This is a genomic window from Pseudarthrobacter quantipunctorum (assembly GCF_045291495.1).
In the GTDB taxonomy this organism is placed as follows: Bacteria; Actinomycetota; Actinomycetes; order Actinomycetales; family Micrococcaceae; genus Arthrobacter; species Arthrobacter quantipunctorum.
Genome location: NZ_CP148033.1, coordinates 1,088,039 through 1,111,657, shown reverse-complemented (window position 1 = coordinate 1,111,657; position 23,619 = coordinate 1,088,039). Strand labels below are relative to the sequence as shown.

Below are 23,619 nucleotides of genomic sequence, written 5' to 3'. Positions count from 1 at the left end.
CCTGGATCAGGCTGCCTGTGCCGCCTTGATGGCCTGCATGACGCGGTCGGTGACTTCGTCGATGCCGCCGATGCCGTCCACCTGGGTCAGGATGCCGCGCTCGGCATACTTCGCCACCACGGCTTCGGTCTGCTCGTGGTAGAGGTCAAGGCGGTGACGGATGACGGCTTCGTTGTCGTCGCTCCGGCCCGTTTCCTTGGCCCGGCCCAGGAGGCGGTGGACCAGTTCCTCATCGTCGGCAGTCAGCTGCAGGACGACGTCGAGCTTTTCCTCACCCTTGGCGAGGATCTCGTCCAGGTAGTCCACCTGGGCGGTGGTGCGGGGGTAGCCGTCCAGCAGGAAGCCGCTTTCGACGTCGGACTCGCTGAGCCTGTCCCGCACCATCTTGTTGGTGACGCTGTCAGGGACAAAGTCGCCGTTGTCCATGTACTTCTTGGCTTCAATGCCAAGCGGCGTCTCGCCCTTCACGTTCGCGCGGAAGATGTCGCCGGTGGAGATGGCCACAACGCCGAGGCGCTCTGAAATCCGCTCCGCCTGCGTTCCTTTTCCGGAACCGGGAGGTCCAATAATCAGCATTCTCGTCATCGCAAAAGCCCTTCGTAGTGACGTTGTTGTAGCTGCGCATCAATCTGCTTGACGGTCTCCAGGCCAACGCCCACCATGATCAGGATCGAGGTGCCACCGAACGGGAAGTTCTGGTTTGCGTTGATCAGTACCAGTGCCACCAGCGGGATCAGCGCCACGAAGCCCAGGTACAGCGCTCCGGGCAGGGTGATCCTGGAGAGCACGTACTGCAGATAGTCAGCGGTCGGCTTACCCGCGCGGATACCCGGGATGAAGCCGCCGTACTTCTTCATGTTGTCCGAGACCTCTTCAGGGTTGAAGGTGATCGCGACATAGAAGTAGGTAAAGAACACGATCATGGCAAAGTACAGCACCATATAGATCGGCTGGTCGCCGCGGACCAGGTTGTTGTTGATCCATTCGACCCACGGCTGGAGCTGCTCGCCCTGCGCGGGCTGGTTGAACTGGGCAATCAGGCCCGGCAGATAGAGCATGGAGGAAGCGAAGATCACCGGGATAACACCGGCCATGTTCACCTTGATAGGGATGTAGGTGCTGGTGCCGCCCACGGTGCGGCGGCCAATCATCCGCTTGGCGTACTGCACCGGGACCCTGCGCTGCGACTGCTCAACAAAGACAACCAGTGCCACTGTCAGCAGGCCGACCGCGAGGACAATGAAGAAGGTTCCGGGGCCCTGCGAGCTCCAGATGGCGCCCAGGGACGTGGGGAACGTCGCGGCGATGGACGTGAAGATGAGCAGGGACATGCCGTTGCCCACGCCCTTCTCGGTCACGAGCTCGCCCATCCACATGATCAGGCCGGTGCCGGCCGTCAGGGTGATGATGAGCAGGATGGTGGTGATAACGCTGCTGTCAGGAATGATTGGCAGGTTGCAGCCCGGAAGCAGCTGCCCCGAACGTGCGAGGGATACCAACGTGGTGGCGTTGAGGAGGCCAAGCGCGATAGTGAGGTACCGGGTGTACTGGGTCAGTTTGGACTGGCCCGAAGCACCCTCTTCGTAGAGCTGCTGGAACCGGGGAATGACCACCCGGAGCAGCTGGACGATGATGCTTGCCGTGATGTACGGCATGATGCCCAGCGCGAAGATGGACACCTGGAGCAACGCGCCGCCGCTGAACAGGTTAACGAGCTGGTACAGCCCCTCTGCCGTCTGACCGTTCTGCAAGCATTGCTGGACATTCTGGTAGTTCACACCAGGCGAGGGAATGAAAGCACCCAAGCGGAAGATGGTGATGATTCCCAGCGTGAACAACAACTTGCGTCGCAGATCAGGCGTGCGAAAGGCCCGGCCAAATGCGCTAAGCAAGCGTCCTCCTGTGGTGTGAATAAGAGTGGTGTGATGGGGATCTATGAATCCCAACAACCGAGTCTAACGGGTGTATGCGCCCTGCGAACAATCCGCTAGGGCGCCGCTGCGCCGGATGGCGGCGAAAAAACGCCGGGCGGATGGAAAAAAACTCCCGGCCCCGGGGCGGTAGCCCCAGGACCGGGAGTTCAACAACGGGCTTGGCGCCCACCGGCTCTAGAGAGCGGTGGTGCTTCCGCCTGCTGCGGCAATCTTCTCCGCTGCGCTGGCCGAGAATGCGTGGGCGGTGACGTCTACCTTGACGGTGATGTCGCCGGTGCCCAGCACCTTGACGGGCTGGTTCTTGCGAACGGCACCCTTTTCGACCAGGTTCTCCACGGTGACTGCGCCACCTTCGGGGAACAGCTCGTTGAGCTTGTCCAGGTTTACAACCTGGAACTCAACCCGGAACGGGTTCTTGAAGCCGCGCAGCTTCGGCAGGCGCATGTGCAGCGGCAGCTGGCCGCCGGCAAAGCCAGCCTTGATCTGGTAGCGGGCTGCAGTACCCTTCGTGCCACGTCCAGCGGTCTTACCCTTGGATGCTTCACCACGACCAACACGGGTCTTGGCGGTCTTGGCACCCGGGGCGGGACGCAGGTGGTGAACCTTCAGGGCGTTCTGCTTCTCAGCAGCCTGTGCCTTGTCAGCAGTGTTCTTCTCTGCCATTTACTTCGCCTCCTCTACCTTTACCAGGTGCGGAACCGTGTTGAGCATTCCAACGGTCACGGCATCGGCGGTGCGGACAACGGTCTGTCCGATACGCTTCAGGCCGAGGGACCGGAGGGTGTCGCGCTGGTTCTGCTTGCCGCCAATGGCGGACTTGATCTGAGTGATCTCCAACTGAGCGTCGGAGGGAACCAGGTTCTTAGCCATAACTAGGCACCTGCCTTCGGGTTCAGGAGTGCCTTCACCAGGGCCGCCGGAGCGATCTCGTCGAGGGGCAGGCCGCGGCGTGCTGCCACTGCTGCCGGCTCTTCGAGGCGCTTCAGGGCATCAACGGTCGCGTGAACGATGTTGATGGCGTTGGAGGAACCGAGCGACTTGGAGAGGATGTCGTGGATACCCACGCACTCCAGTACTGCACGGACCGGGCCACCGGCGATAACACCGGTACCGGCGGAAGCCGGACGCAGCATTACGACGCCGGCTGCAGCCTCACCCTGAACGCGGTGCGGGATGGTGCTGCCAACGCGGGGAACGCGGAAGAAGGACTTCTTAGCTTCTTCAACGCCCTTCGCGATTGCGGCAGGAACTTCCTTAGCCTTGCCGTAGCCAACGCCGACCATGCCGTTGCCGTCACCGACGACGACCAGGGCGGTGAAGCTGAAGCGACGACCACCCTTGACCACCTTGGAAACGCGGTTGATGGTAACGACGCGCTCTACGAACTGGCTCTTCTCGGCTTCACGGCCGCCGTCGCGGCCGCCACGGCCACCACGGTCGCCGCGGCCCTGGCCACGGTCGCCACGCTCGCCGCGACGAGCGCCGCCACGGCGGTCGTCGGCAGCTGCGGGGGCAGTGGTCTCAGCGGCAGCTGTGGCTTCAGTAGCCTTCTGATCTGCAGACACAGTGTCCTTTTCCTTGTTTGCTTCCGTCACAGTGACAGCCCACCTTCACGTGCACCGTCAGCGACGGCGGCGATCCGGCCGTGGTACTTGTTACCACCGCGGTCGAAGACAACAGCTTCGATACCGGCAGCCTTGGCACGCTCGGCAACCAGTTCGCCAACGCGCTTGGCCTTGGCGGTCTTGTCGCCGTCGAATGCACGAAGGTCGGCTTCCAGAGTGGAGGCGCTCGCTACGGTCAGGCCCTTGGTGTCATCGACAACCTGGACGAATACGTGGCGTGCGGAACGGTTGACGACCAGACGCGGACGTACAGCCGTACCGGAGATGCGCTTACGGATACGAAGCTGGCGGCGGCTGCGCGAAGCAGACTTGCTCTTGTTCGTACGCTTCTTGTTAATTGAGATGGCCATGGTTACTTACCAGCCTTTCCGACCTTGCGGCGGATGACTTCGCCGGCGTAACGGATGCCCTTGCCCTTGTAGGGGTCCGGCTTCCGCAGCTTGCGAATGTTGGCAGCAACCTCGCCGACCTGCTGCTTGTTGATACCTGAAACAGAGAGCTTGGTCGGGGTCTCAACTGCAAAGGTGATGCCGTCCGGTGCGGTGACGTTGACCGGGTGGCTGTAACCAAGAGCGAACTCCAGGTCGGATCCCTTGGCCTGAACGCGGTAACCGGTACCAACGATTTCAAGCTTCTTCTCGTAGCCCTTGGTAACGCCCTCGATCATGTTGGAGATCAGGGTGCGGGTCAGGCCGTGGAGTGAACGGGAGGCGCGCTCGTCGTTCGGGCGGGCGACGGTCAGGGTGTCTGCATCCAGGGTGACCTCGATCGGGCTGGCCACAGTGTGGTTCAGCTCGCCCTTGGTGCCCTTGACGCTGACGACAGAGCCGTCAACCTTGACCTCAACGCCGGCAGGAACGGTGATGGGGAGACGTCCAATACGTGACATTATTCTCTTCCTTTCCCGTTACCAGACGTACGCGAGGACTTCGCCGCCCACGCCCTTCTTGCCGGCCTGCTTGTCAGTCAGGAGGCCGGAAGAGGTGGACAGGATTGCGACACCCAGGCCACCGAGCACGTGCGGCAGGTTGGTGGACTTTGCGTAAACACGCAGGCCCGGCTTGGAGATACGGCGAACGCCAGCGATTGAACGCTCACGGTTCGGTCCGAACTTGAGCTCGATGGTCAGCTTCTTGCCAACCTCAGCGTCTTCTTCCCTCCAGCCGGCAATGAAGCCTTCAGCCTTGAGGATGTCAGCAACGCGTGCCTTGAGCTTGCTGTACGGCATGGTCACGGTGTCGTGGTATGCCGAGTTTGCATTGCGCAGACGCGTAAGCATGTCTGCGACAGGATCTGTCATTGTCATGGTGGGCTCGTGCCCTTCCTCGTAACGGTTTCCGCGGTGCTGCCAGCTGACCGGAGTCAGAAGCCATACCGCCGGACCTTTTACGTAGTTAGATTAGTCTTCGGCCTTGAACGGGAAACCAAGCGCCTTGAGCAGCGCGCGGCCTTCGTCATCGGTCTTGGCAGTGGTAACAACCGTGATGTCCATACCGCGGACGCGGTCGATCTTGTCCTGGTCGATTTCGTGGAACATAACCTGCTCGGTCAGACCGAAGGTGTAGTTGCCGTTGCCATCGAACTGCTTGCCGGAGAGACCGCGGAAGTCCCTGATTCGGGGCAGTGCCAGGGTGACAAGACGATCCAGGAATTCCCACATGCGGTCGCCACGCAGGGTAGCGTGTGCACCGATGGGCATGCCTTCGCGCAGCTTGAACTGTGCGATCGACTTGCGGGCCTTGGTTACCTGCGGCTTCTGGCCGGTGATCTGGGTGAGGTCGCGGACGGCGCCGTCGATCAGCTTGGAGTCCTTGGCGGCATCTCCAACACCCATGTTCACAACGACCTTCACGAGGCGGGGAACCTGGTTGACGTTCTGGTACTTGAATTCCTCAATGAGCGTGCTCTTGATGGATTCTGCGTACTTGGTCTTCAGACGAGGAACGATCTTCGTTGCCGGAGTCTCGAGAGTCTCAGTCATTAGATGTCCTTCCCTGAGCTCTTGGCCACGCGGATGCGGACTTCGCGCTTCTTGCCGTTACGCTCAACGGTTTCAGTGCGGAAGCCAACGCGGGTGGGCTTCTTGGTGGACGGGTCAACCAGAGCCACGTTGGAGATGTGGATCGGGGCTTCAACAACCTCGATGCCACCGGTCTTGGTGCCGCGCTGCGACTGACCGACCTTGGTGTGCTTGGTTACGCGGTTGATGCCTTCAACCAACACGCGGTTGGTGTCGGTGAAGACGCGTAGGACCTTGCCCTGCTTGCCGCGGTCGCCGCCGCGCTCAGCCTTGGCGCCAGTGATGACCTGAACCAGGTCACCCTTCTTGATCTTTGCAGCCATGGACTAGAGCACCTCCGGAGCCAGAGAAACGATCTTCATGAACTTCTTGTCACGGAGTTCACGACCAACCGGTCCGAAGATACGGGTACCGCGGGGGTCACCGTCACCCTTCAGGATCACAGCTGCGTTCTCGTCAAACTTGATGTAGGAACCATCCGCACGGCGGCGTTCCTTCTTGGTACGGACGATGACTGCCTTGACAACATCGCCCTTCTTTACGTTGCCGCCCGGGATTGCATCCTTGACGGTGGCGACAATGACGTCACCGATGCCTGCGTAGCGACGGCCAGATCCACCGAGAACGCGAATGGTAAGGATTTCCTTAGCACCCGTGTTGTCGGCGACCTTCAGTCGCGACTCCTGCTGAATCACTATTTACTCCTTGCGTCGCGCCGGTTCTCAGACCGAAAATCTTCCTACGGAATGAGCCTTGCGGAACGGTTGATCGGGGTGTCTCTTGACCTGCCTGGATTTTGCCAGACCAGGCCTAAACTCCCGTGCCAGAAGCAGTTGCTCCCATCCGGTCCAGGACTGCTCCTGGGCGCAAGGGGGCACTATGCCGTGGCACGCTTGTTTACGAGGTTGATGACGGCGCACGAACGGCGCCATACAAACTCAATATCCTAGCACAGATACGGCCAGTCCCCATATCACCGCCAGCCCTCCCCCGCAACACCGCAAGGGCCCTCCCCTGCAAGGCGTACGGCGGAGCCAGGCTCACAGGCCGCCGTCGGACGCTCGATCACTTAAGGGGCGTTTTTCACCGACGCTCTATCACTTGAATGGGGAAGGTGAGCGAGCGTCGCTCCAAAAGCCGCATTTAGTGAGAGAGCGTCCCGGGGCGGACGACGGCGTCACGCGCGGCAGCCCCTGGACGCACCACAGGTGCCACTCCCCGCAACACCGCCGGGGCGCTCCCCTGCAAGGCTGACGGCGGAGTCAGGTACAGCTGGAGTTTGGCCCACCTGCGTCATGGCCCACCCAGGTGCCGCGACCCGGAGACCCGCCCCACCGCCGTCGGACGCTCTCTCACTTAAGGGGCGTTTTTCACCGACGCTCTATCACTTGATTGGGGAAGGTGAGCGAGCGTCGCTCCAAAAGCCGCATTTAGTGAGAGAGCGTCCCGGGGCGGACGACGGCGTCACGCACGGCAGCCTTTCGACGCGCCACAGGTGCCACTCCCCCGCAACACCGTCGGGGCGCTCCCCCGCAAACACTGCCGTCAGCAAAAGCGCGCCCGCTGTGACGCACCGCGGCCGTGCTCCCCCGGTTAACGCGGAAACCCCCGCTCCCAGTGGGAGCAGGGGTTTCCGGATACCGAAGCAGCAGGTGCTACTTGGCCTTCTCGAGGATTTCCACGAGCCGCCAGTTCTTGGTGGCGGACAGCGGACGGGTCTCGGCGATGACAACAAGGTCGCCGATGCCGGCGGTGTTGTTCTCATCGTGTGCCTTGACCTTGGAGGTACGGCGGATGACCTTGCCGTACAGGGCGTGCTTCACGCGGTCCTCAACCTGGACAACGATGGTCTTTTCCATCTTGTCAGAGACCACGTAGCCGCGACGCGTCTTGCGGTAACCGCGCTGCTCAGCCGTGGCTGCGGTAGCAGTTTCCGTCACGTTCTCGTCCTTTTCACTCACTTGGCATCCTCCTCGGTCTCAACCGTTTCAGCCTTGGGGGCTTCAGCCTTGGGGGCCTTCTTGGTTGCTGCCTTCTTGGACTTCTTTTCTTCCTTGGCTTCCACAACCGGTGCGGCAACCTCGGCACGAATGCCCAGCTCGCGCTCACGGAGAACGGTGTAGATGCGGGCGATGTCCTTCTTTACCGCGCGCAGACGACCGTGGTTCTCCAGCTGTCCGGTGGCGGACTGGAAACGCAGGTTGAACAGCTCTTCCTTGGCCTTGCGGAGTTCTTCAACGAGACGCTCGTTGTCGAAACCGTCCAGCTGTGCGGGAGCCAGATCCTTGGATCCTACTGCCATTTCTATTCACCACCTTCGCGACGCAGAATGCGTGCCTTCAACGGGAGCTTGTGGATTGCCAGGCGCAGTGCCTCGCGGGCTACCGATTCCTCGACACCGGAGATCTCGAAGAGAACCCGGCCCGGCTTGACGTTTGCGACCCACCATTCCGGTGAACCCTTACCGGAACCCATGCGGGTTTCGGCAGGCTTCTTGGTCAGGGGACGGTCCGGGTAGATGTTGATCCAGACCTTGCCGCCACGCTTAATGTGGCGGGTCATCGCGATACGGGCAGACTCGATCTGACGGTTGGTGACGTATGCCGGGCTCAGGGCCTGGATGCCGTATTCACCGAAGGAGACCTTGGTGCCGCCCGTAGCAGCGCCGGAACGACCCGGGTGGTGCTGCTTACGGTGCTTGACTCGACGTGGGATAAGCATTTAAGCCTGTCCTCCTTCTACAGCTGCAGCAGGTGCAGCCTCAGCTGCCGGCGCTTCTGCAGCAGGAGCTGCGTCAGCGGCCGGGCGGTCGTTGCGACGGCGGCGGTCACCACGGTCAGCGCCACCCGGGCGGCCCGGACGGTCGCCGGAGCGTCCGCGGGACGGGGCGGAAGCGGCCTGCTGGGCCAGTTCCTTGGCGGTGACGTCACCCTTGTAGATCCAGACCTTCACGCCGATGCGGCCGAAGGTGGTCTTGGCTTCGTAGAAGCCGTAGTCGATGTTCGCGCGGAGGGTGTGCAGGGGCACACGGCCTTCGCGGTAGAACTCCGAGCGGGACATTTCAGCGCCACCCAGTCGACCGGAGCAGGCGATACGGATGCCCTTGGCACCTGCACGCTGTGCGGACTGCATGGCCTTCTTCATGGCGCGGCGGAATGCCACACGTGAAGTCAGCTGCTCAGCAACGCCCTGGGCAACAAGCTGTGCTTCCATCTCGGGGTTCTTGACCTCGAGGATGTTCAGCTGGACCTGCTTGCCGGTGAGCTTTTCGAGCTCGCCGCGGATGCGGTCTGCTTCTGCTCCACGGCGGCCGATGACGATGCCGGGACGGGCCGTGTGGATGTCCACGCGGACGCGGTCACGGGTGCGCTCGATCTCAACCTTGGCGATACCGGCGCGCTCCATGCCCGTGGACATGAGCTGGCGGATGCGGATGTCTTCGCGAACGAAGTCCTTGTACCGCTGGCCGGCCTTGGTGCTGTCAGCGAACCAGTGCGATACGTGATCGGTGGTGATGCCGAGTCGGAACCCGTGCGGGTTTACTTTCTGTCCCACTTAGCGAGCCTCCTCTTTCTCCGGGGTAGCGACTACCACGGTGATGTGGCTCGTGCGCTTCTTGATCTGAAATGCGCGACCCTGGGCACGCGGCTGGAACCGCTTCATGGTCGGGCCTTCATCAACAAACGCTTCGCTGATGATGAGGTCACCTTCGTCAAACGCCACGCCATCGCGGTCCGCGAGGACCCGGGCGTTGGAGATTGCCGACTGTACTACCTTGAATACCGGCTCTGAAGCTGCCTGGGGGGCAAACTTCAGAATTGCCAGAGCCTCATTCGCTTGCAATCCACGAACAAGGTTGACGACGCGCCGGGCCTTCATAGGCGTTACGCGGATGTGGCGCGCAATTGCCTTGGCTTCCATTGCTTTCCTTCTCTCGTCTTTGACGTAAGTGCAGGCGCCTAGCGGCGCTTGCCCTTACGGTCGTCCTTGACATGGCCGCGGAATGTCCGCGTGGGAGCGAATTCGCCGAGCTTGTGCCCGACCATCGACTCAGTGACAAACACCGGGATGTGCTTGCGTCCGTCGTGTACGGCGATCGTGTGTCCGAGCATGTCGGGGATGATCATCGAACGGCGGGACCAGGTCTTGATGACGTTCTTGGTGCCCTTTTCGTTTTCCCTGGCTACCTTCACAAAGAGGTGCTGGTCGACGAAAGGACCTTTTTTCAGGCTGCGTGGCATGTGTCCAGGCTCCTATCGCTTGTTCTTGCCAGTACGACGGCGACGAACAATAAGCTTGTCGCTCTCTTTGTTGGGGCGGCGGGTGCGGCCTTCCCGCTGACCGTTGGGGTTGACGGGGTTACGTCCACCGGACGTCTTACCCTCACCACCACCGTGCGGGTGGTCAACCGGGTTCATGGCGACACCACGGACGGTCGGGCGGACGCCCTTCCAGCGCATGCGGCCAGCCTTGCCCCAGTTGATGTTCGACTGCTCGGCGTTGCCGACCTCGCCGACGGTTGCGCGGCAGCGCACGTCAACGTTGCGGATTTCGCCGGAAGGCAGACGCAGCTGGGCGAAACGGCCTTCCTTTGCAACGAGCTGGATCGATGCGCCGGCGGAGCGGCCCATCTTGGCGCCGCCACCCGGACGCAGTTCAACTGCGTGGATAACGGTACCCACCGGGATGTTGCGCAGGGGCAGGTTGTTGCCAGGCTTGATGTCAGCGTTGGCGCCGGCCTCTACGAAGTCACCCTGGGACAGCTTGTTCGGGGCGATGATGTAACGCTTGGTGCCATCAACGTAGTGCAGGAGGGCGATGCGAGCCGTACGGTTCGGATCGTACTCAATTTCAGCAACGCGGGCGTCCACGCCGTCCTTGTCGTGACGACGGAAGTCGATCAGACGGTACTGGCGCTTGTGTCCGCCACCCTTGTGACGGGTGGTGATCTTACCGGTGTTGTTACGGCCGCCCTTTTTGGGCAGCGGACGTACCAACGACTTTTCCGGCGTCGACCGCGTGATTTCGGTGAAGTCCGCTACGCTCGAGCCACGACGGCCCGGGGTAGTCGGCTTGTATTTACGGATTCCCATAATTTATTTCCTCGTTAAAGTGGTCTCCGCTACGAGAGCGGACCGCCGAAGATGTCGATGGTGCCTTCTTTGAGGGTGACAATCGCACGCTTGGTGTTCTTGCGGGTACCCCATCCGAATTTGGTGCGCTTGCGCTTACCGGCACGGTTGATGGTGTTGATCGAGTCGACCTTGACGGAGAAGATTTTCTCCACGGCCAGCTTGATCTCGGTCTTGTTCGAACGGGGGTCCACCAGGAAGGTGTACTTGCCCTCGTCGATCAGGCCGTAGCTCTTTTCCGACACGACGGGTGCAAGCACGACGTCGCGGGGATCCTTGATGGTGGCTGCACTCACTTGGCATCCTCCTCATTCTTTGCCACTGCCTTGCCGGCAACGAATGCGTCGTAGGCAGCCTTGGTGAAGACAACGTCATCAGAGACGAGAACGTCGTAGGTGTTCAGCTGGTCTGCGTACAGAACGTGAACTCCGGCGAGGTTGCGCACGGACAGTGCAGCAACATCGTTGGCGCGCTCGATGACGACCAGCAGGTTCTTGCGGTCGGAAACACCGCGCAGTGCTGCGAGTGCAGCCTTGGCGGAGGGCTTGGTGCCTTCAACCAGCTCTGCGACGACGTGGATACGGCCGTTGCGTGCCCGGTCAGACAGAGCGCCGCGAAGTGCAGCAGCAATCATCTTCTTGGGGGTGCGCTGGCTGTAGTCACGCGGGGTGGGACCGTGGACAACGCCACCGCCGGTCATGTGAGGAGCACGGATGGAACCCTGACGGGCGCGGCCGGTGCCCTTCTGCTTGAACGGCTTGCGTCCTGCACCGGAAACTTCGGCGCGGGTCTTGGTCTTGTGGGTACCCTGGCGAGCAGCAGCGAGCTGGGCAACGACAACCTGATGCAGCAGCGGCACGTTGGTCTGAACGTCGAAGATCTCTGCAGGCAGGTCAACCTGGACAGTGTTAGCCATTGGACTAGGCTCCCTTCACGGCGGTGCGTACGAGGACGACCTGGCCGCGGGCGCCGGGGACGGCACCCTTGATAAGGAGCAGCGACTTCTCGACGTCAACCGCGTGGACCGTGAGGTTCAGCGTGGTGTGACGAACGGCGCCCATGCGGCCGGCCATTTTCATGCCCTTGAAGACGCGGCTCGGGGTGGATGCGCCACCGATTGAACCGGGCTTACGGTGGTTCTTGTGGGCACCGTGGGAAGCTCCAACGCCGTGGAAGCCGTGACGCTTCATAACACCGGCGAAGCCCTTACCCTTGGTGGTGCCGATGACGTCGATCTTCTGGCCGGCTTCGAAGACCTCTACGGAGAGCTCCTGGCCCAGCTCGTACTCAGCAGCATCTGCGGTACGGAGTTCGACGACGTGGCGGCGAGGCGTAACGCCTGCCTTTTCAAAGTGACCAGCCAGCGGCTTGGTGACCTTGCGGGGATCGATCTGGCCGTAGCCGATCTGAACGGCGACGTAGCCATCAGCTTCTGCGTTGCGCAGCTGGGTGATGACGTTCGAATCTGCCTGGACCACAGTGACGGGGATGAGCTTGTTGTTCTCGTCCCAGACCTGGGTCATGCCGAGCTTCGTGCCCAGCAGGCCCTTTACGTTACGGGTTGCGGTCATAGTCTCTCAGCACCTCCCTACAGCTTGATTTCGATGTTCACGTCAGCCGGCAGGTCGAGACGCATAAGCGAGTCAACAGCCTTCGGCGTGGGATCGATGATGTCGATAAGACGCTTGTGCGTGCGCATTTCAAAGTGCTCGCGGCTGTCCTTGTACTTGTGCGGAGAGCGGATGACGCAGTACACGTTCTTCTCCGTAGGCAGCGGCACGGGGCCCACTACCGTTGCGCCTGCGCGCGTGACCGTCTCAACGATCTTCCGTGCTGAAACGTCAATGACCTCGTGGTCGTATGACTTCAGCCGGATGCGGATTTTTTGTCCCGCCATGTCGCCTGACTCTCTTTCAGTAAATGCTGCTCTGTTTACTTACGTGTTGTATGGCTGCCGAAGCATTTGAAGTCGTAACTACCACCCGCCGCACAAACTGAATCCGGATGAATCCGGGTTCCTCACCTTGCCGGCGCAACCGACCCCCGCGGTCGGGCGTGTCGCGCTTGGCACGCATACAAATCCGCTATTCCATGGGGAGTGGGTTATGTTTGGTCTTCCACTTGGACCCTGACACCCGGCATTATCCGGATCGGGACACGAAGAAGCGCTTGAACAACTCATCTAGTATGCCGGAATTTAGCGACAGAAGCGAATCGGTACCTCCGGCACGTCCCTGCACGTGGTCCTGCCCACCCCCATTGCCCCGGGTGATTTCCGAATGGATGATAGGGGGATGACTTTGGAAAGCACCGATTCGGCGACCGAACTGGCGGGCCGCATGCCGCCGTCGTTCACCCTGGGGGTCGCGGCCGCGGCCTTCCAGATCGAGGGAGCAGTGGCCGACGGCGGGCGCGGACCGTCAGGGTGGGACGCCTTCGCCGAGAAGCCCGGCACCATCATGGACGGTCACTCCCCCGCCGTCGCGTGCGACCACTACAACAGGCTGCCGGAGGACGTCGCGCTGCTCCAGGAACTCGGCGTGGACTCCTACCGCTTTTCGCTGTCATGGCCGCGGATTCAGCCAGACGGGCGTGGAGCCTTCAATAAGGAAGGCCTCGATTTCTACGACCGGCTGCTGGACCAGCTGCTCGCAGCCGGGGTCTCTCCCATGGCCACTCTCTACCACTGGGACACGCCGCTGCCGCTGGAACACCGCGGCGGCTGGCTGAACCGGGAAACAGCCGAGCGCTTCGGCGAATACGCCAGCGCCGCGGGCGAGCGTTTTGGGGACCGTGTGGCCCAGTGGGTCACGCTCAACGAACCGGTCTCGGTAACCCTGAACGGCTACGCCCTCGGCGTCCACGCCCCTGGCCATGCGCTGATGTTCGATGCACTCCCCTCCATCCACCACCAGCTGTTGGCTCACGGCCTTGGCGCGCAGGCCCTGCGCGCTGCCGGCGTGGCTGGGGGCATCGGCGTAACCAACCTGCATGCCCCCGTCCGGCCGGCAAGCCGAAAGATTGGCGACCGGCTGGTGGCGCACCTCTATGACCTGCTCATGAACAGGATCTATGCGGATCCGGTGCTGCTGGGCCGCTATCCCGCCCTTCCGCTGTATGCCCGGCCGTGGCTCCGGTCCATCGGTAAAATTTCCGACGCCGACCTGCGCACCATCCACCAGCCCTTGGATTTCTACGGCCTTAACTACTATTTCCCGGTGAAGGTTGCCCTGGGGCGCGGCACAGCGTCAATTCCGGCGGACGTACATAAAGCCGTCGCGAGGCTGCCCTTCCATGAGGTGGGTTATCCGGAATACAGCAGCACCGGGTTCGGCTGGCCGGTGGCTCCGGATCATCTGGGGGTCCTCCTGAAGGAACTCCAGGACCGCTATGGCCAGGCCCTGCCCCCGGTGTACATCACCGAGGGCGGCGCCAGCTTCCCGGAACCGGACACGGTTTCCGGAACTTTGGCCGACGAGGAAAGGGTGACGTACCTGGCGGCGCATCTGGGGGCTGCCCTTGATGCTACTGCCCCCGGCGGGATCGCCGCGGGTGTGGACCTGCGCGGCTACTACGTGTGGACCCTGATGGACAACTTCGAATGGGCCGCCGGGTACTCCCAGCGATTCGGGTTAATCCATGTTGACTTTGAGACGCAGGAGAGGACCCCGAAAAAGTCCTTCTACTGGTACCAAGCACTCAGCCGGGCGAGGAAAGCCCAGGGCGCGTAGCTCCCGGCCCCACCGGCTGCGAGCTACAGGTTCTTGTTTGCCCGGTTGATCCGCTTGGCCCGGTCGATCTCGTTGCGGAAGTGCTTCTTGGCCCAGAACACCCCGGCGACGACGGCAACTGCGATGATCAGGAAGATAAGCCAGCCCATGATGAACTCCTTTCGGTCAGGCAAGAGTATCAGGGACGGGTTAACCAAAAAGAACAGCCCCGCTGCAGTAGCAGCGGGGCTGTTCTTCAGTTCAACAAGAATTACTTGATGATCTTGGTAACGCGTCCTGAACCAACGGTGCGGCCGCCTTCGCGGATTGCGAAGCCGAGGCCCTCTTCCATTGCGATCGGCTGGATGAGCGCAACGGTCATCTCAGTGTTGTCGCCGGGCATAACCATTTCCGTGCCCTCGGGCAGGGTGATAACGCCGGTTACGTCCGTGGTACGGAAGTAGAACTGCGGGCGGTAGTTGGAGTAGAACGGGTTGTGACGTCCGCCTTCGTCCTTGGAGAGGATGTAGACGTTGGCCTCGAAGTCGGTGTGCGGGGTGATGGAACCCGGCTTGACGACAACCTGGCCACGCTCGACATCGTCGCGCTTCAGACCGCGGAGCAGGAGGCCACAGTTCTCGCCGGCCCATGCTTCGTCGAGCTGCTTGTGGAACATCTCGATACCTGTAACCGTGGTCTTCTGGACCGGGCGGATGCCGACGATCTCGACCTCGGAGTTGATGGCGAGGGTGCCACGCTCGGCGCGACCCGTAACAACGGTGCCACGGCCGGTGATGGTGAAGACGTCCTCGATCGGCATCAGGAACGGCTTGTCGCGGTCACGTACGGGGTCCGGAACGGACTCGTCGACTGCGGCCATCAGGTCCTCAACGGACTTGACCCACTCGGGGTCGCCTTCCAGGGCCTTGAGGCCGGAAACGCGAACCACGGGTGCTTCGTCGCCATCGAAGCCCTGCGAGCTCAGGAGCTCACGAACTTCCATTTCAACGAGGTCCAGCAGTTCCTCATCGTCAACCATGTCGGCCTTGTTCAGGGCGACCAGCAGGTAGGGAACACCAACCTGGCGGGCGAGCAGAACGTGCTCGCGGGTCTGTGCCATGGGGCCGTCAGTAGCGGCGACCACGAGGATAGCGCCGTCCATCTGGGCAGCACCGGTGATCATGTTCTTGATGTAGTCAGCGTGACCCGGGGCGTCTACGTGTGCGTAGTGGCGCTTTTCGGTCTGGTACTCCACGTGGGAGATGTTGATGGTAATGCCACGCTGACGCTCTTCGGGAGCAGAGTCGATCGACGCGAAGTCGCGCTTCTCGTTGAGATCCGGGTACTTGTCGTACAGCACCTTGGAAATGGCGGCCGTCAGCGTCGTCTTACCGTGGTCAACGTGACCGATGGTGCCGATGTTGACGTGCGGCTTAGTCCGCTCGAACTTTGCCTTTGCCACAGGTTCCTCCTAGAACGTTTTCAAATGACATACCCTTCAGCCGCGCTTGTCGCGGCGGAAACTCAGGTAAGTCTACTTGGGGGGCTTTGGATTGGTGAAATTGCAGATTCAGGAACTAATACTAGTCCCTCGAGCCTGTTCGTGCAGATGGCCGGAACCGGCTTGGCCGGATGTATCCGGCCGGGACCCGGCCACCTGCACCGGCTGTGCTGTCCGGAATCGGAAAGCACACCCGAGGTTGTTCGCTGCGAACAGTCCGAAAGACTATTCGCCGCGGGTCTTCTGGATGATCTCGTCGGCAACTGCCTTCGGGACCTCGGCGTAGCTGTTGAACGTCATGGAGTACACAGCGCGGCCCTGGGTCTTCGAACGCAGGTCACCGATGTAGCCGAACATGCCGGACAGCGGAACGTGCGCACGGATGACCTTGACGCCCTGTGCATCTTCCATGGACTGCATCTGGCCACGGCGAGAGTTGAGGTCACCGATAACTTCACCCATGTATTCCTCAGGGGTGCGGACCTCGACATCCATCAGCGGTTCGAGCAGGACCGGGTTTGCCTTGCGTGCAGCTTCCTTGAAAGCCATACGGCCGGCGATCTTGAACGCCATTTCCGAAGAGTCAACATCGTGGTAGGCGCCGTCAACCAGCGTCGCCTTGATGCCGACAACCGGGTAACCGGCCAGGACGCCGTCGTTCAGTGCATCCTGGATACCCGCATCAACCGACGGGATGTACTCGCGCGGAACGCGGCCACCGGTGACCTTGTTCTCGAACTCGTACAGCTCGCCCTCGGCAGTGTCCAGCGGCTCGATCGCGATCTGGATCTTTGCGAACTGGCCCGAACCACCGGTCTGCTTCTTGTGCGTGTAGTCGTGGCGTTCGACGGCGCGCTTGATGGTTTCGCGGTAGGCAACCTGGGGCTTGCCCACGTTAGCCTCGACCTTGAATTCGCGGCGCATGCGGTCCACCAGGATGTCCAGGTGGAGCTCGCCCATGCCGGCGATGATGGTCTGTCCGGTGTCTTCGTTGAGGGACACCTGGAAGGTGGGGTCCTCAGCGGAGAGCTTCTGGATGGCCGTGGAGAGCTTCTCCTGGTCACCCTTGGTGTTCGGCTCGATGGCAACCGAGATCACGGGCTCCGGGAAGCTCATGGACTCGAGGACGATCTGGTTGGCGGAGTCGCACAGGGTATCGCCCGTGGTGGTGTCCTTCAGACCGATGGCTGCGTAGATGTGGCCCGCGGTAGCGCCTTCAACAGGCATTTCCTTGTTGGCGTGCATCTGGAACAGCTTGCCGATGCGCTCCTTCTTGCCCTTGGTGGAGTTGACCACCTGGGCGCCTGCTTCGACGTGACCGGAGTACACGCGGATGAAGGTGAGCTGGCCGAAGAAGGGGTGCGCGGCAATCTTGAAGGCAAGCGCGGAGAACGGCTCTTCGGAAGAAGGCTTGCGGGTCAGTTCCTTCTCTTCGTCGCGAGGATCGTGGCCGACCATCGGGGGGACGTCGAGCGGGTTCGGCAGGTAGTCGACGACTGCATCAAGCATCGGCTGAACGCCACGGTTCTTGAACGCGGAGCCGCAGAAGATCGGGTAGAGCTCGGAGTTGATCGTCATCTTGCGGATGCCGGCCTTGAGCTCGTCGATCGAGATCTCTTCACCCTCGAGGTACTTCTCCATGAGTTCCTCGGAGGACTCGGCGACGGTCTCAACGAGGTTCGCGCGGTACTCCTCAGCCTTTTCCTGGAGGTCAGCCGGGATCTCGCGGATCTCGTACTTCGCACCCATGGTTACGTCGCCCTTGGCATCGCCGGGCCACACCAGTGCACGCATGTAGAGCAGGTCCACGACGCCGATGAAGTCGTTCTCGGCACCGATGGGCAGCTGCATGACCAGCGGCTTGGCACCGAGGCGGCTGATGATGGTGTCTACGGTGAAGTAGAAGTCAGCGCCCAGCTTGTCCATCTTGTTGACGAAGCAGATGCGGGGAACGTTGTACTTGTCAGCCTGGCGCCAAACAGTCTCGGACTGCGGCTCAACGCCTTCCTTGCCATCGAAGACGGCAACGGCACCGTCGAGGACGCGCAGGGAGCGCTCAACCTCAACGGTGAAGTCAACGTGGCCGGGGGTGTCGATGATGTTGATCTGGTTGTTTTCCCAGAAGCAGGTCACGGCGGCAGACGTGATGGTGATGCCGCGTTCCTTTTCCTGTTCCATCCAGTCAGTGGTCGAAGCGCCGTCGTGCGTTTCGCCGATCTTGTGGTTCACACCCGTGTAGAACAGGATGCGCTCGGTGGTGGTGGTCTTGCCGGCATCAATGTGGGCCATGATGCCGATGTTGCGGACCTTACTAAGGTCGGTAAGCACGTCCTGTGCCACGGGGTCTCCTTTTGGGATTGACTACGCGTTCGCCGCCGGCTCGGTTGAGCCGGCGGCGCCCGGGAGTATTACCAGCGGTAGTGTGCGAAGGCCTTGTTGGACTCGGCCATCTTGTGGGTGTCTTCGCGACGCTTCACAGCGGCACCGAGACCGTTGGATGCATCCAGGATTTCGTTCTGGAGGCGCTCGGTCATCGTCTTTTCGCGGCGGGCCTTGGAGTAGCCAACCAGCCAGCGCAGTGCGAGGGCGGTGGAGCGGCCCGGCTTGACCTCAACCGGAACCTGGTAGGTGGCGCCACCGACGCGGCGTGAGCGGACCTCGAGGGAAGGCTTGACGTTGTCCATGGCCTTCTTGAGGGCTGCTACGGGGTCGCCGCCGGACTTGGCGCGGGCGCCTTCGAGGGCACCGTAGACGATGCGCTCTGCCGTGGACTTCTTGCCGTCAACGAGCACCTTGTTGATGAGCTGGGTGACCAGCGGGGAGCCGTAAACGGGATCTAGTACGAGCGGCCGCTTGGGGGCCGGACCCTTGCGAGGCATATTACTTCTTCTCCATCTTTGCGCCGTAGCGGCTGCGTGCCTGCTTACGGTTCTTGACACCCTGGGTATCGAGGGCGCCACGGACGATCTTGTAGCGGACACCCGGAAGGTCCTTCACACGACCACCGCGGACGAGCACAATGGAGTGCTCCTGCAGGTTGTGGCCAACACCGGGGATGTAGGCGGTTACTTCCACGCCGCCGTTGAGGCGTACACGTGCCACCTTACGCAGAGCCGAGTTCGGCTTCTTCGGGGTGGTGGTGTAGACGCGGGTGCAAACACCGCGGCGCATGGGGCTGCCCTTAAGCGCGGGAGCCTTGGTCTTTGAGACCTTAGGCGTGCGGCCCTTGCGGACCAGCTGGTTAATCGTAGGCACTCTCGTGTTCTCCGTTTTATCCGGAGTGGCCGCTTCCGGCCACTCTCCTTTGCGTTGCCCCGCCGCCTGGGCCTTGAAGAAGATCTCCAAGGCGGCGAAGGCGAAGCCTTAATAGTCGGATCGCATACGCAGGGAATGACCTGACTCGCGTCTTCAACGGTCCCTAGGCATGCAAAAATGTGGCATACGTTGCACAAGAACCCTGCAAACCGGAAACGTCGCTCTGGTTCCGCCCTAAGGCTGGAACCGGCGCACTCATCCACTGCCACAATAACAATTGGTAACAAGTCTAGCATGGACGGCCCCCACCCCTTAATCGGGGCCGTACTCCCCCATCGATTGCTCCGTAACTGTCGTTTTGACGGCCCTAAACGACAGTTACGGAGCAGCCGATGGTTAAAGCAGGGATGGTCCCCCACCTTGCGGTGAAGGACCATCCCGTGGCTAAGACTGGCTGTTACCGGAAGTCGTTGCCCAGGTCGTAGTCATCCAGCGGGATGGCGTGGAACTCGGGAGCTCCGTCCCCACCCAGGGTGTCGTACGAGAAGTCACTGAATGCGCTGGGGCCGGTGAACAGGTTGGCCTTTGCTTCCTCAGTGGGCTCGACGGTGACCTCGGTGTAGCGCGGGAGGCCCGTGCCGGCCGGGATCAGCTTACCGATGATGACGTTCTCCTTGAGGCCGAGCAGCGGGTCGCTCTTGCCTTCCATGGCCGCCTGCGTCAGGACGCGGGTGGTCTCCTGGAAGGAAGCTGCGGACAGCCAGGACTCGGTGGCCAGGGACGCCTTGGTGATGCCCATGAGCTCAGGACGTCCGGAAGCCGGAGTCTTGCCCTCGGACACAACGCGGCGGTTGGCGTCCTCGAAGCGGCTGCGCTCGGCGAGCTCGCCGGGCAGCAGGTCCGATTCGCCGGACTCGATGACCGTGACGCGGCGCAGCATCTGGCGGACGATAACCTCGACGTGCTTGTCGTGGATACCGATGCCCTGGCTGCGGTACACGCCCTGGACTTCGTCCACCAGGAACTTCTGTGCCGCACGCGGACCCATGATACGCAGGACCTGCTTGGGATCCACCGGTCCGTTGATCAGCTTCTGGCCGACGGTGACGTGGTCGCCATCCTCGATCAGCAGGCGTGAACGGCGCAGGACCGGGTAGGCGATCTCTTCGGTTCCGTCATCGGGGGTGATGACCAGGCGCATCTGGCGCTCGGACTCTTCGATGGTGATGCGGCCGGCTGCTTCAGCAATCGGTGCGACACCCTTCGGAGTACGGGCTTCGAAGAGCTCCTGGATACGGGGCAGACCCTGGGTGATGTCGTCGCCACCGCTGGCGGAAACAGCACCACCGGTGTGGAACGTACGCATGGTCAGCTGGGTACCGGGCTCACCGATGGACTGTGCGGCGATAATGCCCACGGCCTCGCCGATGTCCACGGTCTTGCCGGTGGCCAGCGAGCGGCCGTAGCACAGTGCACAGGTACCGACGCTGGACTCACAGGTGAGTACGGAGCGGACCTTGACCTCGGTGATGCCTGCCTTGAACAGCTCGTCGATAACCACGTCACCGCAGTCGGTGCCGGCGGCTGCGAGGACCTTGCCCTCGGAGTCCACGACGTCGACGGCGAGGGTACGTGCGTATGCACTGTTCTCGACGTTCTCGTCCAGGACCAGCTCACCGTTGGAATCGGCGACGGCGATGGGCGTGACCAGGCCACGCTCCGTGCCGCAGTCCTCTTCGCGGACGATAACATCCTGGGAGACATCCACCAGGCGGCGGGTCAGGTAACCCGAGTTGGCGGTACGCAGCGCGGTGTCAGCAAGACCCTTACGGGCACCGTGCGTGGCGATGAAGTATTCCAGAACCGACAGGCCCTCACGGTAGGAGGACTTGATGGGACGGGGAATAATTTCACCCTTCGGGTTGGCCACCAGGCCACGGATACCCGCGATCTGGCGGACCTGCATCCAGTTACCACGTGCACCGGAGGACACCATGCGGTTGATGGTGTTCATCGGAGACAGGCTGTCGCGCATCACCTGGGCGATCTCGTTGGTTGCCTTGTTCCAGATCTCAATCAGTTCCTGGCGACGCTCGTCGTCGTCGATCAGACCCTTGTCGTACTGGCCCTGGATCTTGGCGGCCCGCTCCTCGTACCCGGCAAGGATCTCCGGCTTGGCAGCCGGAACCTCGATGTCGGAGATGGCCACGGTGACGCCTGAACGGGTGGCCCAGTAGAAACCGGCATCTTTCAGGTTGTCCAGCGTTGCCGCGGTGACAACCTTCGGGTAGCGCTCGGCGAGGTCGTTGACGATGCGGGACAGTTCGCCCTTGTCGGCAACAGCTTCAACCCAGGGGTAGTCCTCGGGCAGGGTCTCGTTGAAGAGGACCTGGCCCAGGGAGGTCTGGACGAGCGCGGGCTGACCCTGCTCCCAGCCTTCCGGAGCTTCCCAGCCGGCGTACGGCACGAAGCCTTCGAGGCGGATCTTGACCTGCGAGTTCAGGTGCAGCTCGCGGGCGTCGAACGCCATGATGGCTTCCGAGACCGAACCGAAGATGCGGCCTTCGCCGGCTGAACCCTTGCGCTTGGTGGTCAGGTGGTAGAGGCCGATGATCATATCCTGCGAGGGCAGGGTGACCGGACGTCCGTCAGAGGGCTTCAGGATGTTGTTCGAGGACAGCATCAGGATGCGGGCCTCAGCCTGGGCTTCAGGGCTCAGCGGCAGGTGGACTGCCATCTGGTCGCCGTCGAAGTCAGCGTTGAAGGCGCCACAAACCAGCGGGTGGAGCTGGATGGCCTTGCCTTCAACAAGCTGCGGCTCGAACGCCTGGATGCCCAGGCGGTGCAGGGTAGGTGCACGGTTGAGCAGCACCGGGTGTTCGGTGATGATCTCTTCCAGCACATCCCAGACCTGCGGACGGTAACGCTCAACCATGCGCTTGGCCGACTTGATGTTCTGGGCGTGGTTGAGGTCAACCAGGCGCTTCATCACGAACGGCTTGAAGAGCTCCAGGGCCATCTGCTTGGGCAGGCCACACTGGTGCAGCTTCAGCTGCGGGCCGACGACGATGACCGAACGGCCGGAGTAGTCGACGCGCTTGCCGAGGAGGTTCTGGCGGAAACGGCCCTGCTTGCCCTTGAGCATGTCGCTCAGGGACTTCAGCGGACGGTTGCCTGGTCCGGTGACCGGACGGCCGCGGCGGCCGTTGTCGAAGAGGCTGTCAACAGCTTCCTGAAGCATGCGCTTCTCGTTGTTGACGATGATCTCCGGAGCACCCAGGTCAAGCAGGCGCTTGAGGCGGTTGTTGCGGTTGATCACGCGGCGGTACAGGTCGTTGAGGTCGGAGGTCGCGAAGCGTCCACCGTCCAGCTGGACCATGGGGCGCAGTTCCGGCGGGATCACCGGGACGGCGTCGAGGACCATGCCAAGCGGGCTGTTGTTGGTGGTCAGGAACGCGTTGACCACCTTCAGGCGCTTGAGGGCACGGGTCTTGCGCTGGCCCTTGCCGTTGGCGATGATGTCGCGTAGCAGGTCCGACTCGGCCTGCATGTCGAAGCTCTCAAGACGCTTCTTGATGGCTTCGGCACCCATGGAGCCTTCGAAGTACATGCCGTAGCGGTCGCGCAGCTCGCGGTACAGGCCTTCGTCACCTTCGAGGTCGGCGACCTTGAGGTTTTTGAACCGGTCCCAGACCTGCTCGAGGCGCTCGATGTCGGCGTCGGCACGCTTGCGCACGTTGGCCATCTGGCGGTCCGCGGAGTCGCGGGCCTTCTTCTTGTCGGCAGCCTTCGCGCCTTCGCCCTCAAGGCGGGCAATTTCGCCTTCGAGGTCGCGGGCGATCGCCGCGATGTCGGAGTCGCGGTTGTCGATCAGCTGCTTCTTCTCGATGTCGTGCTCAACCTGCAGGTTGGGCAGTTCCTCGTGGCGGGCAGCTTCGTCGACGCTGGTGATCATGTAGGCAGCGAAGTAGATGACCTTTTCGAGGTCCTTCGGTGCCAGGTCAAGGAGGTAGCCCAGACGTGAGGGAACACCCTTGAAGTACCAGATGTGCGTGACGGGAGCGGCCAGTTCGATGTGGCCCATGCGCTCACGGCGGACCTTTGCGCGGGTGACCTCAACGCCACAACGCTCACAAATGATGCCCTTGAAGCGCACGCGCTTGTACTTGCCGCAGTAGCATTCCCAGTCCCGTGACGGGCCGAAGATCTTCTCGCAGAAGAGGCCGTCCTTCTCGGGCTTGAGCGTGCGGTAGTTGATGGTTTCCGGCTTCTTAACCTCGCCGTACGACCAGCCGCGGATGTCTTCCGCGGTGGCGAGGCCGATCTGCATGAGGCCGAAGGAGGATTCGCTGGACATATGGTCCCTGTTCTCTCTTGTTCTCTAAATTCTGAAGTCTTGGGTGCGGAATGAGGGAGGGAGCGTACCGGAATAAGACAGCGCG

At 61.8% G+C, this 23,619-nt stretch carries 29 protein-coding genes; 1 reads left to right on the top strand and 28 read right to left on the bottom strand.

Translation table 11 applies throughout. The annotated features are described in order from the left end of the window. Positions 1-6: 6 nt before the first annotated feature. From WHH00_RS05115 to rpsJ, 22 genes are all read right to left on the bottom strand, one after another. On the bottom strand, positions 7-576 hold the full coding sequence (locus tag WHH00_RS05115; protein ID WP_231454770.1) for an adenylate kinase: 570 nt from the start codon (positions 574-576) through the stop codon (positions 7-9). A gap of 5 nt (positions 577-581) precedes the next feature. Next, positions 582-1,892 (bottom strand): preprotein translocase subunit SecY, encoded by a 1,311-nt coding sequence (secY, locus tag WHH00_RS05110; RefSeq protein ID WP_350002067.1) that lies wholly within the window; start codon positions 1,890-1,892, stop codon positions 582-584. Positions 1,893-2,108: 216 nt separating this feature from the next. Then, positions 2,109-2,597: a 50S ribosomal protein L15 gene (gene rplO / locus WHH00_RS05105; protein ID WP_231454772.1), complete on the bottom strand. Its 489-nt coding sequence runs from the start codon at positions 2,595-2,597 to the stop codon at positions 2,109-2,111. After that, on the bottom strand, positions 2,598-2,804 hold the full coding sequence (gene rpmD / locus WHH00_RS05100) for a 50S ribosomal protein L30 (RefSeq protein WP_066277852.1): 207 nt from the start codon (positions 2,802-2,804) through the stop codon (positions 2,598-2,600). 2 nt (positions 2,805-2,806) lie between these two features. Further along, a complete protein-coding gene (gene rpsE, locus WHH00_RS05095; protein ID WP_174176732.1) occupies positions 2,807-3,529 on the bottom strand; it encodes a 30S ribosomal protein S5 in 723 nt (240 codons plus the stop codon). Next, a complete protein-coding gene (gene rplR, locus WHH00_RS05090; protein ID WP_079596676.1) occupies positions 3,526-3,909 on the bottom strand; it encodes a 50S ribosomal protein L18 in 384 nt (127 codons plus the stop codon). The genes rpsE and rplR overlap by 4 nt, the downstream gene beginning before the upstream one ends. 2 nt (positions 3,910-3,911) lie before the next feature. Further along, complete coding sequence (rplF, locus tag WHH00_RS05085) at positions 3,912-4,448, bottom strand: 50S ribosomal protein L6 (RefSeq protein WP_102975104.1); 537 nt, start codon at positions 4,446-4,448, stop codon at positions 3,912-3,914. Between the two features lie 18 nt (positions 4,449-4,466). Continuing rightward, positions 4,467-4,865, bottom strand: a complete 399-nt coding sequence (rpsH, locus tag WHH00_RS05080; RefSeq protein WP_406637067.1) for a 30S ribosomal protein S8 — start codon at positions 4,863-4,865, stop codon at positions 4,467-4,469. A 93-nt stretch (positions 4,866-4,958) separates the two neighbouring features. Further along, complete coding sequence (gene rplE / locus WHH00_RS05075) at positions 4,959-5,540, bottom strand: 50S ribosomal protein L5 (RefSeq protein ID WP_102975105.1); 582 nt, start codon at positions 5,538-5,540, stop codon at positions 4,959-4,961. Continuing rightward, positions 5,540-5,902: a 50S ribosomal protein L24 gene (gene rplX, locus WHH00_RS05070; protein ID WP_188809610.1), complete on the bottom strand. Its 363-nt coding sequence runs from the start codon at positions 5,900-5,902 to the stop codon at positions 5,540-5,542. The genes rplE and rplX overlap by 1 nt, the downstream gene beginning before the upstream one ends. Before the next feature lie 3 nt (positions 5,903-5,905). Beyond that, positions 5,906-6,274 carry a 50S ribosomal protein L14 gene (gene rplN, locus WHH00_RS05065; protein ID WP_009358299.1) on the bottom strand — a complete coding sequence of 123 codons (369 nt, stop codon included), beginning with the start codon at positions 6,272-6,274 and terminating at the stop codon, positions 5,906-5,908. Between the two features lie 960 nt (positions 6,275-7,234). Continuing rightward, on the bottom strand, positions 7,235-7,540 hold the full coding sequence (gene rpsQ, locus WHH00_RS05060; RefSeq protein ID WP_013601827.1) for a 30S ribosomal protein S17: 306 nt from the start codon (positions 7,538-7,540) through the stop codon (positions 7,235-7,237). Beyond that, positions 7,537-7,881 carry a 50S ribosomal protein L29 gene (rpmC, locus tag WHH00_RS05055; RefSeq protein ID WP_066277868.1) on the bottom strand — a complete coding sequence of 115 codons (345 nt, stop codon included), beginning with the start codon at positions 7,879-7,881 and terminating at the stop codon, positions 7,537-7,539. Before rpmC ends, rpsQ begins: the two co-directional genes overlap by 4 nt. A gap of 2 nt (positions 7,882-7,883) precedes the next feature. Beyond that, positions 7,884-8,300 (bottom strand): 50S ribosomal protein L16, encoded by a 417-nt coding sequence (gene rplP, locus WHH00_RS05050; protein ID WP_013601829.1) that lies wholly within the window; start codon positions 8,298-8,300, stop codon positions 7,884-7,886. Beyond that, the gene (gene rpsC, locus WHH00_RS05045) at positions 8,301-9,134 is read right to left on the bottom strand and encodes a 30S ribosomal protein S3 (protein ID WP_013601830.1); all 834 of its coding nucleotides are present in this window, start codon (positions 9,132-9,134) and stop codon (positions 8,301-8,303) included. After that, positions 9,135-9,500 carry a 50S ribosomal protein L22 gene (gene rplV, locus WHH00_RS05040; protein WP_009358304.1) on the bottom strand — a complete coding sequence of 122 codons (366 nt, stop codon included), beginning with the start codon at positions 9,498-9,500 and terminating at the stop codon, positions 9,135-9,137. It abuts the gene before it with no gap. Between the two features lie 38 nt (positions 9,501-9,538). Continuing rightward, positions 9,539-9,820 carry a 30S ribosomal protein S19 gene (rpsS, locus tag WHH00_RS05035; protein ID WP_003803803.1) on the bottom strand — a complete coding sequence of 94 codons (282 nt, stop codon included), beginning with the start codon at positions 9,818-9,820 and terminating at the stop codon, positions 9,539-9,541. 12 nt (positions 9,821-9,832) lie between these two features. After that, complete coding sequence (gene rplB, locus WHH00_RS05030) at positions 9,833-10,672, bottom strand: 50S ribosomal protein L2 (RefSeq protein WP_066277871.1); 840 nt, start codon at positions 10,670-10,672, stop codon at positions 9,833-9,835. Between the two features lie 29 nt (positions 10,673-10,701). Then, a complete protein-coding gene (rplW, locus tag WHH00_RS05025) occupies positions 10,702-11,007 on the bottom strand; it encodes a 50S ribosomal protein L23 (RefSeq protein WP_102975110.1) in 306 nt (101 codons plus the stop codon). Continuing rightward, the gene (rplD, locus tag WHH00_RS05020; RefSeq protein WP_066277873.1) at positions 11,004-11,627 is read right to left on the bottom strand and encodes a 50S ribosomal protein L4; all 624 of its coding nucleotides are present in this window, start codon (positions 11,625-11,627) and stop codon (positions 11,004-11,006) included. The genes rplW and rplD overlap by 4 nt, the downstream gene beginning before the upstream one ends. Before the next feature lie 4 nt (positions 11,628-11,631). Continuing rightward, on the bottom strand, positions 11,632-12,282 hold the full coding sequence (rplC, locus tag WHH00_RS05015; protein ID WP_013601833.1) for a 50S ribosomal protein L3: 651 nt from the start codon (positions 12,280-12,282) through the stop codon (positions 11,632-11,634). Positions 12,283-12,299: 17 nt separating this feature from the next. Next, positions 12,300-12,608: a 30S ribosomal protein S10 gene (gene rpsJ / locus WHH00_RS05010; RefSeq protein ID WP_003803825.1), complete on the bottom strand. Its 309-nt coding sequence runs from the start codon at positions 12,606-12,608 to the stop codon at positions 12,300-12,302. 397 nt (positions 12,609-13,005) lie between these two features. Between rpsJ and WHH00_RS05005 the strand changes: the two genes are divergently transcribed. Beyond that, positions 13,006-14,442 (top strand): GH1 family beta-glucosidase, encoded by a 1,437-nt coding sequence (locus WHH00_RS05005; RefSeq protein WP_406637061.1) that lies wholly within the window; start codon positions 13,006-13,008, stop codon positions 14,440-14,442. Between the two features lie 23 nt (positions 14,443-14,465). Here the strand turns inward: WHH00_RS05005 and WHH00_RS05000 are convergent, their stop codons facing one another. The 6 genes from WHH00_RS05000 to WHH00_RS04975 all read right to left on the bottom strand — a co-directional run bounded on the left by WHH00_RS05000 (position 14,466) and on the right by WHH00_RS04975 (position 23,534). Next, complete coding sequence (locus tag WHH00_RS05000) at positions 14,466-14,591, bottom strand: protein BatD (RefSeq protein ID WP_146072886.1); 126 nt, start codon at positions 14,589-14,591, stop codon at positions 14,466-14,468. Positions 14,592-14,692: 101 nt separating this feature from the next. Next, positions 14,693-15,883, bottom strand: coding sequence for an elongation factor Tu (tuf, locus tag WHH00_RS04995; protein WP_056334246.1), 1,191 nt, complete (start codon positions 15,881-15,883; stop codon positions 14,693-14,695). A 264-nt stretch (positions 15,884-16,147) separates the two neighbouring features. Beyond that, positions 16,148-18,262, bottom strand: a complete 2,115-nt coding sequence (fusA, locus tag WHH00_RS04990; RefSeq protein WP_102975114.1) for an elongation factor G — start codon at positions 18,260-18,262, stop codon at positions 16,148-16,150. A gap of 68 nt (positions 18,263-18,330) precedes the next feature. Beyond that, positions 18,331-18,801, bottom strand: coding sequence for a 30S ribosomal protein S7 (gene rpsG / locus WHH00_RS04985; protein ID WP_026531948.1), 471 nt, complete (start codon positions 18,799-18,801; stop codon positions 18,331-18,333). Between the two features lies 1 nt (position 18,802). After that, complete coding sequence (rpsL, locus tag WHH00_RS04980; RefSeq protein ID WP_009358312.1) at positions 18,803-19,177, bottom strand: 30S ribosomal protein S12; 375 nt, start codon at positions 19,175-19,177, stop codon at positions 18,803-18,805. A gap of 457 nt (positions 19,178-19,634) precedes the next feature. Continuing rightward, positions 19,635-23,534 carry a DNA-directed RNA polymerase subunit beta' gene (locus WHH00_RS04975; protein ID WP_406637057.1) on the bottom strand — a complete coding sequence of 1,300 codons (3,900 nt, stop codon included), beginning with the start codon at positions 23,532-23,534 and terminating at the stop codon, positions 19,635-19,637. Positions 23,535-23,619: the final 85 nt, after the last annotated feature.

Bases quoted from the DNA above. Each gene is read 5' to 3' on its own strand.
- rplP (WP_013601829.1), bottom strand. From the start codon at position 8,300: ATGCTTATCCCACGTCGAGTCAAGCACCGTAAGCAGCACCACCCGGGT.
- rpsH (WP_406637067.1), bottom strand. From the start codon at position 4,865: ATGACAATGACAGATCCTGTCGCAGACATGCTTACGCGTCTGCGCAAT.
- WHH00_RS05000 (WP_146072886.1), bottom strand. From the start codon at position 14,591: ATGGGCTGGCTTATCTTCCTGATCATCGCAGTTGCCGTCGTCGCCGGG.
- rplV (WP_009358304.1), bottom strand. From the start codon at position 9,500: ATGGAAGCCAAGGCAATTGCGCGCCACATCCGCGTAACGCCTATGAAG.
- rplO (WP_231454772.1), bottom strand. From the start codon at position 2,597: ATGGCAGAGAAGAACACTGCTGACAAGGCACAGGCTGCTGAGAAGCAG.
- rplE (WP_102975105.1), bottom strand. From the start codon at position 5,540: ATGACTGAGACTCTCGAGACTCCGGCAACGAAGATCGTTCCTCGTCTG.
- rplD (WP_066277873.1), bottom strand. From the start codon at position 11,627: ATGGCTAACACTGTCCAGGTTGACCTGCCTGCAGAGATCTTCGACGTT.
- rplB (WP_066277871.1), bottom strand. From the start codon at position 10,672: ATGGGAATCCGTAAATACAAGCCGACTACCCCGGGCCGTCGTGGCTCG.
- rpsG (WP_026531948.1), bottom strand. From the start codon at position 18,801: ATGCCTCGCAAGGGTCCGGCCCCCAAGCGGCCGCTCGTACTAGATCCC.
- rpsJ (WP_003803825.1), bottom strand. From the start codon at position 12,608: ATGGCGGGACAAAAAATCCGCATCCGGCTGAAGTCATACGACCACGAG.
- rpsS (WP_003803803.1), bottom strand. From the start codon at position 9,820: ATGCCACGCAGCCTGAAAAAAGGTCCTTTCGTCGACCAGCACCTCTTT.
- rplC (WP_013601833.1), bottom strand. From the start codon at position 12,282: ATGACCGCAACCCGTAACGTAAAGGGCCTGCTGGGCACGAAGCTCGGC.
- rplF (WP_102975104.1), bottom strand. From the start codon at position 4,448: ATGTCACGTATTGGACGTCTCCCCATCACCGTTCCTGCCGGCGTTGAG.
- WHH00_RS05115 (WP_231454770.1), bottom strand. From the start codon at position 576: ATGCTGATTATTGGACCTCCCGGTTCCGGAAAAGGAACGCAGGCGGAG.
- WHH00_RS04975 (WP_406637057.1), bottom strand. From the start codon at position 23,534: ATGTCCAGCGAATCCTCCTTCGGCCTCATGCAGATCGGCCTCGCCACC.
- WHH00_RS05005 (WP_406637061.1), top strand. From the start codon at position 13,006: ATGACTTTGGAAAGCACCGATTCGGCGACCGAACTGGCGGGCCGCATG.
- rplX (WP_188809610.1), bottom strand. From the start codon at position 5,902: ATGGCTGCAAAGATCAAGAAGGGTGACCTGGTTCAGGTCATCACTGGC.
- rpmD (WP_066277852.1), bottom strand. From the start codon at position 2,804: ATGGCTAAGAACCTGGTTCCCTCCGACGCTCAGTTGGAGATCACTCAG.
- rpmC (WP_066277868.1), bottom strand. From the start codon at position 7,881: ATGGCAGTAGGATCCAAGGATCTGGCTCCCGCACAGCTGGACGGTTTC.
- rplR (WP_079596676.1), bottom strand. From the start codon at position 3,909: ATGGCCATCTCAATTAACAAGAAGCGTACGAACAAGAGCAAGTCTGCT.